This is a genomic window from Streptomyces sp. NPDC054863 (assembly GCF_053610825.1).
Map to the genome: position 1 here is coordinate 1 of NZ_JBSGZD010000367.1, position 7,106 is coordinate 7,106.

Annotated in this window: 5 protein-coding genes; all 5 read left to right on the forward strand. The window is 72.9% G+C overall.

Translation table 11 applies throughout. The features are described 5' to 3' along the window. Positions 1–950 (forward strand): polysaccharide biosynthesis protein (locus tag ACWGIG_RS35290; protein WP_453325788.1); only part of this gene is annotated, 950 nt, incomplete at its 5' end. Beyond that, positions 947–2,455: a Wzz/FepE/Etk N-terminal domain-containing protein gene (locus ACWGIG_RS35295; RefSeq protein ID WP_453325789.1), complete on the forward strand. Its 1,509-nt coding sequence runs from the start codon at positions 947–949 to the stop codon at positions 2,453–2,455. The genes ACWGIG_RS35290 and ACWGIG_RS35295, both read left to right, overlap by 4 nt. A gap of 3 nt (positions 2,456–2,458) precedes the next feature. After that, entirely contained in the window at positions 2,459–4,393 is a 1,935-nt protein-coding gene (gene asnB / locus ACWGIG_RS35300) for an asparagine synthase (glutamine-hydrolyzing) (RefSeq protein ID WP_453325790.1), read from the forward strand. A 19-nt stretch (positions 4,394–4,412) separates the two neighbouring features. Continuing rightward, positions 4,413–6,590 carry a bi-domain-containing oxidoreductase gene (locus ACWGIG_RS35305; protein ID WP_453325791.1) on the forward strand — a complete coding sequence of 726 codons (2,178 nt, stop codon included), beginning with the start codon at positions 4,413–4,415 and terminating at the stop codon, positions 6,588–6,590. Continuing rightward, on the forward strand, positions 6,587–7,106 hold a 520-nt coding region (locus ACWGIG_RS35310), incomplete at its 3' end, for a heparinase II/III family protein (protein WP_453325792.1). The genes ACWGIG_RS35305 and ACWGIG_RS35310, both read left to right, overlap by 4 nt.

The window sequence follows — 7,106 nt, forward strand, 5'->3', positions numbered from 1 at the left end:
ATCCCGGGCAGACCGTGGAGAGCGTGCAGGCCCGCACCACGCTGGAGAAACTGCGTACCTCGCTGGAGGAGGCCATGACGAAACTGGACCAGGCCGACCCGGCGAACGACAGGGCAGGCCTGGTCGTCATGGGGCCGGCGGCCCGCCCGACCGGGGAGACGCCGCCGACGCGGATGCAGCTCGTCGTCGCCGGGGCGCTGCTGTTCTTCCTGCTCGCGGTCATCGGCCATCTCGCCGCCGCTCGGATGAACCGCCGGCTGCGCACCGAGCAGGAGATCACCGCGGCGCTGGGCTCGGAGCTCCTCGGGAGCGTCGACGTGCTCGACGAACGGGGCGCGCACCGGCCGGAGGGCAATGACCCGCGAGCCCGGATCCGCCGGCTGCTCGGCGCCGACACCCGGTGGGACGTACCGGACCGGCAGAGGTTCGCCGACGAGGCAGGCCGGAGGGTCCGCTACCAGCGGGTGTGCGCCCGTCTCCGGGACCGGCTGCCCGGACCCCGGCGGCTGCTGGTCGTCGTACCCGAAGGCGACGAGATCGCCCGCCGGGCCGCCGGGCAGCTCGCCGCCGAGGCCGGAAGCGATCCTTCCCCAAGCTCTTCGAGCAGGGGATACCCCATCCCGAGCTCTTCGAGCAGGGGATACCCCGTCCCGAGCTCTTCGGGTGGGGGATGTCCCGTGCTGCGGGTGGTGGAGGTCGCGGTGGACCGGCCGATGGTGCCGGACCGTGACACCGAGTCCGGCGCCCTGGTCGTCCTCGGTGCGGGCAACTGGACGGCGGAGGAGCTCGGTGGCATCGCCGGGGCATGTGCGGACAGCGGGCACGAGGTCGTCGGCGTCGTCGTCGCCGGCCCGGTCCTGGCCGGTCCCGCACGGTCCGCCGGTTCTCCCCCGGACGACGCCGCTCCGGCGCTCACGGTCGGCAGCCACGCGGCGGGAGGTTCGGTGTGACGACGCGCACGGCTTCTCAGTCACCGGCAGCCGCTCCGCTGTTCGACCTCCAGGCGCTGGTGGTCGCGGTGCGCAGGCGCCGCCGCCTCTGGTGCTCCCTGGCGCTCCTGGGGCTGCTGGCCGGCGCGGCGGTGGCGGTGCTGATGCCGCCGCCGCCGACCGCGGTGACCAAGGTGCTCGTCGCGCACCGGGAGGACCAGCCGAACGACACCGGAACGCTGATCCGTACCGACGTCGAGCTCCTGGGGACCACACGGATCGCCGGTGCGGCCCTGAAGTCCCTCAAGTCCGCCGAGAAACCGGAGGACTTCATCAAGGACTACCGGGGCGCCGGCCTGACCAACAACCTGCTGCAGATCGATGCGACAGGTGACAGCGACGCGGAAGCGGTGGCCCGGGCCGGGGCGCTGGCCGACGCGTTCGTGGCGGACCACGTGCGGCGGATGCAGCAGTCCGCGAATGCCGAGGCCGAGGCCCTGACCGGCCAGCGTGACCGCATGCGGGAGGAGCTCACCCGGATCAACAAGGCGATCGGGGACCGACCGCCGCAGAGCGACCCGACGGCGGCGGCGAGCATCGAATCGCTCTACGCCCGCCGGGCCGAACTCAACTCGCGGATCGCCGACTTCGACCAGCGCGCCGCGGAGGCGCGCACCGGGAAGCCCGCGGTCATCGCCGGTACGCAGATCGTGGACGCCCCGCGCGCGGTGCACCACTCGTTGCCCAGGGCCGCCCTCACCAACGCCGGGATCGGGCTGGTGCTCGGGCTCGTCCTCGGGCTCGCGCTGGCCGCGGTCACCGTGGTGGTGGCGGACCGACCCGTGCTGCGCCGGGACATCGCGGCGCACCTGGGAGCCTCGGTCGTCGCGGAGCTGCCCCGCCGGCCGGGCAGGCTGTGGCGGCGCCGAAGGACCCGGGCGGTGCGGGCACGCCTCACCGCGACCCTGGCCCGTACCGTGCGCGGTTCCGCGGAACCGGTGTCGCTGCTGGCACTGGGCTGTGCGCGCAGCACGGGTGTGATCGCCCTGGACCTCGCCGGGGCGCTGGCGTCGGACGGCCCGGTGGCCGTCGTCGACGCTCTGCCCGGCACGCGGCTCGCGGGCCGCCGCCCGAAGCCGGGGGACCCGACCGTGGTCAGCGGCGGGAGTACCGCGGCCGTACCGGATCAGGGGCACCTCATCGGCGTCGGCTCGGTGGCACCCGGCACGGCGTGGACCGACCTCCGCCACCTCGGCACCCGCACCGTGCTCGTCGTGCGGGCCGGGCACGGCAGCGCCGCATGGCTGCACACCGTGGCGCGCCAACTCGCGGACCAGCACATTCCGGTGGTCGGCGTGGTGCTGATCGACCCCGATCCGCGTGACCGGACCGACGGCACGCTGTGGGACGGGCCGCACACCGCGCCGCGCGGCCACAGCGAGCGGCCGGCTCGGAAGAACGGGACGGACCGGCGGCTGCCGGTGCCGGCCGCACAGGTCCCGGACCACGACCAGGAGGCGCGCTAGCACATGTGTGGCATCGCAGGAACTTACCGATGGCCGGACGGGAAGGCCGTGACCGACCGGCTCACCGATGTCCTCGCCCACCGCGGTCCTGACGGGGCGGGCCGGTACGGCCACGGTGCCGGGGACGGCGAAGTGCAGCTCGGGCACCGTCGGCTGGCCGTCATCGACCTGTCCGGGACCGGCGCGCAGCCGATGGTCTCGGACGGCCTGGCCCTCACGTACAACGGCGAGCTGTACAACGCGCCCGAGCTGCGCGCCGAACTGACGGCCGCCGGGGTGCGCTTTCGCGGTACGTCCGACACCGAGGTGCTCCTTGAGGCCTGGCGGCGCTGGGGCACGGACTGTCTGCCCCGGCTGCGCGGCATGTTCGCGTTCGGGATCTTCGACGAGCGCACCGGTGAACTGGTGCTCGCCCGCGACCAGTTGGGGATCAAGCCGCTGTTCCTGCTCCGGCGCGGCGGGGGTCTGGTGTTCGCCTCCGAGCTCAAGGCGCTCGCCGCAGCCACCGGCGGGTCGCTGGAGGTGGACCATGCGGCGCTGGTGGCCTCGCTGCTGTACTACTGGGTGCCGGACTCCCGGTGCGCGCTGCGCGGGGCGGAGAAGCTGCCGCCGGGGAGCTGGCTGCGGTGCCGGCCCGACGGCCGGGTGGAGCGCGGCCGGTACTGGGACCTGAAGGACGTCGCCGCCGAGGGCCAGGAGCGGGCACGCAGCGGCGAACTGCCCGACGTGGCTGCCGTCGTGGAGGAGTCGACCCGGCGCCACCTGCTCTCCGACGTACCCGTGGCGACCTTCCTCTCCGGCGGTCTCGACTCCAGCTACCTGACCGCGCTGGCGGCCCGCGACCGGCCGGGGATCTCCGCGTACACCATCGGATTCCGCGCCGAGGACGCCAGGTTCGAGGCGATGCCGGACGATCTGCGCTACGCCCGGCAGGTGGCGGCGCGGTTCGGCGTCGACCTGCACGAGATCGAGATCGCTCCGAACGTGCTCGACCTGCTGCCGCGGATGACGTACAGCCTGGACGAGCCGATCGGCGACCCCGCCGCGATCAACACCTTCCTGATCTGCGAGGCCGCCCGGGAGGCCGGGGTCAAGGTGATGCTCTCGGGGATGGGCGCCGACGAGCTGTTCGCCGGGTACCGCAAGCACCTGGCCAACCTCCTCGCCCTGCGCTACCAGCGCGTCCCGCGGCCCCTGCGGCGCGGCCTGTCGGCGGCCGTGGACCGGCTGCCGGTCGCCACTGCCCGCCGGGGGTATCGGTCGGTGCGCTTCGCGAAGCGGTTCCTGTCCTTCGCCGATCTGCCGGAGGAGACCGCGTTCCGCCGCAGCTACACCATGTACGACCGGGCCGAACTGCTCGCCCTGATCAATCCGGACCTGGCCGGGACGGTCGACGACGTGCTGACCGAGCACGCGGACGTCTACGAGGACAACGACCTCGACGACTTCGTCAACCGCATGTGCCTGGGCGACGCCCGGATGTTCCTGCCGGGCCTCAACCTGGCCTACACCGACCGCTCCAGCATGGCCGCGTCGACCGAGGTGCGGGTGCCGTACGTGGACGTGGAGGTCGTGAAGGCGGCGTTCGCCGTGCCGGGGAGTCGCAAGATCGTCGGACGGCAGGGCAAGGCCGTCCTCAAGGAGGCGGCCACGTCGATCCTGCCCCGGGAGATCGTGTACCGGCCCAAGGGCCTGTTCAGCGCGCCGCTGCGGGCCTGGATGAGCCGGGACCTGGCGCCGCTGGTGCGGGAGGTGGTCAACGACGGCGTGCTGGTGCGTTCCGGGTTCCTGCGCCGCGACGCGCTGGCGCGGATGGTCGCCGAGGACGCCGCCGGGCAGCGGGACTTCTCCAAGCATCTGTGGCACGTACTGACCCTTGAGTACTGGTATCGCGACGCGACCTGCGGGTCCGGTCGGAGCACTCGGTCAACAGCTTAGGAATTTCGGAGGAGTTCGGGTGAAGCAGGTTGTGCAGAACTACAGGAGCGGCGAGCTGGCGGTGCTCGACGTGCCGGTGCCGGGGTGCAAGCCGGGCGGTGTGCTGGTGCGCACCGTCCATTCGCTGATATCCACCGGTACGGAGCTCATGAAGGTGTCCGAGGCGGGCATGTCGATGCTCGGCAAGGCCCGCTCCCGTCCGGACCAGGTGGCCAAGGTCGTGCAGAGCGTGGCCGTCAACGGGGTGCCCGCGACCTACCGCAAGGTGATGGGCAAGCTCGACTCCTACACGCCGCTGGGCTACTCGCTGTGCGGGGTGGTCGAGCAGGTCGGCGCCGGGATCGACGACGTGAAGGCCGGCGACCTCGTGGCCTGCGCGGGCAACGAGCACGCGCTGCACGCCGAGTGGAACTGGGTGCCGAAGAACCTGTACGCCCCGGTGCCGGACGGCCTCGCGCCCCGGCACGCGGCCTTCGGCACCGTCGGGTCGATCGCGATGCAGGGCGTGCGCCAGGGCGAGCCGCAGCTCGGCGAGGTGGCGCTGGTCGTCGGCCTGGGGCTGATCGGGCAGTTGGTGGCGCAGTTGCTCACCGCCTCGGGGGTCCGCGTCGTCGGGGCCGACCCCGACCCGGTGCGCTGCGAGCTCGCCGCGCGCCTGGGCGCCGTGGCGTGCGGCGATCCCGCGTCCGCGGCCGTGGAGGCCGCCGTCGCCGAGCTCACCGGCGGGCACGGCGTGGACCAGGTGTACCTGGCGGCGGGCGGCGGCAGCAACCAGCCCGTCGAGCTGGCCGCCCGGCTCTGCCGGGACCGCGGCCGGGTCGTCGACATCGGCAAGTGCCGCCTGGACCTGCCGTGGAACGCGTACTACGAGAAGGAGCTCGACGTCCGGTTCTCCCGGTCGTACGGGCCCGGGCGCTACGACCCGGAGTACGAGCTGGAGGGCCGGGACTACCCGATCGGCTACGTGCGCTGGACCGAGCGCCGCAACCTGGCGTGCTTCCTCGATCTCCTCGCCCGTGGCAGCGTCGACGTGGAGCCCCTGGTCTCCCACATCGCCGAGTTCGACGACGCCGTGGAGACGTACCGGCGTCTGAAGGACGGTGAGCTGAAGGCCGTGGCCGTGCTGTTCAAGTACCCGCAGCACACGGCGGAGGCGCAGGCTCCGGAGGTCGCCGTTCCCGCCGTACGACGCAATGCCACCGCCCCCGCCAGGTCCGCTCCGAAGTCGCCGGTACGTCTCGCGTTCATCGGCGCGGGGAACTACGCGACGTCGATGCTGCTGCCGCACCTGGCGCAGCGCGACGGCGTCGAGCTGTCGACGGTCGTCACCACGACGGCACTGTCCGCGGCCAACGCGAAGCGGAAGTTCGGCTTCGCCGGGGCGACCACCGATCTCGACGCCGTACTCGGTGACAAGTCCGTCGACGCCGTGTTCGTGGTCACGCGGCACAGCTCGCACGCCGAACTGACCCAAAGGGCACTGCTGGCAGGAAAGGCGGTGTTCGTGGAGAAGCCCCTCGCGCTCACCGAGGAGGAACTCGCCGGTGTGCTCGCGGCGGTGGAGGAGTCCGGCAACGACCGGCTCCAGGTGGGCTTCAACCGTCGGTTCGCCCCGCTGCTCCAGGAGGCCCGGCAGCAGTTCGGCGCCCGCAAGGGTCCGGCGAGCCTGCGCTACCTGATCAACGCGGGCTCGCTCCCCCAGGGCAGCTGGTACCTCCGGCAGGGCGCCGAGGGTTCGCGGTTCGCCGGTGAGGGCGGGCACTTCATCGACACGGCGAGCTGGCTGCTGGGCGCCGATCCGGTCTCGGTGTACGCGGTCGCCTCGCCGGGGAACGAGGACCTCCAGGTCGTCCTGCGCTACCCGGACGGCTCCACCGCCGCCCTCAGCTACGTCACCACCGGCGCGTCGGGCTATCCGAAGGAGACGCTGGACCTCGTCGCGGACGGCAAGGTGCTGCGGCTCGACGACTTCGTCCGCGCCTCGGTGTACGGGCCCAGGAAGTGGGTCAGTTCACGGCTGCCCAAGGCCCGGGACAAGGGTCAGAACGCCGAACTGGCCGCTTTCGTCAAGGCCGTGCGGACCGGCGGGCCGATGCCGGTGCCGCTGGAGTCGCTGGTCGCCACGACGGCGGCCACCCTCGCGGTCCGGGCCGGCCTTGCCGGTGGCGCGCCGGTGACGCTGGCGAGGTCGCGATGACCATGAGCGCGACGTGGTACCTGCAGCGGCTGTCCCGGATGGGGCCGCGCGAGGTCGGCGGCCGGGTGGGCGACGCGGTGCGCAGGCGGCGGTGGCGGTCGGCGCGGCCCGACTCCCCGGACGTGACCGGCGCCCGGTTCACGGCGGTACTGCCCGCCGGGACGCTGGCCGCCGTTCCTCCGGACGCCGCGAAACGGCTCGTCGCCGAGGCGGACCGGCTGATGTACGGGCACGCCGAGTACTTCGGAGTGGTCCGCGACGACCTGACCGACCCGGACTGGTGGTACGACCCGAAGACCGGGCGCCGGGCGCCGTGGGGCTACGCCTTCGACGTGCGGTACCGGAACGAGGACGCGGTCGGGGACATCAAGCAGATCTGGGAGCTGTCCCGGCACCAGTACCTCACCGTGCTCGCCGCCGCCTTCGCGGTCACCGGCGACGAGCGGTACGCCGAGCGGGTGGCGGAGCACCTGCGGTCCTGGTGGGCGTCCAACCCGCCGCTGCGCGGCGTGCACT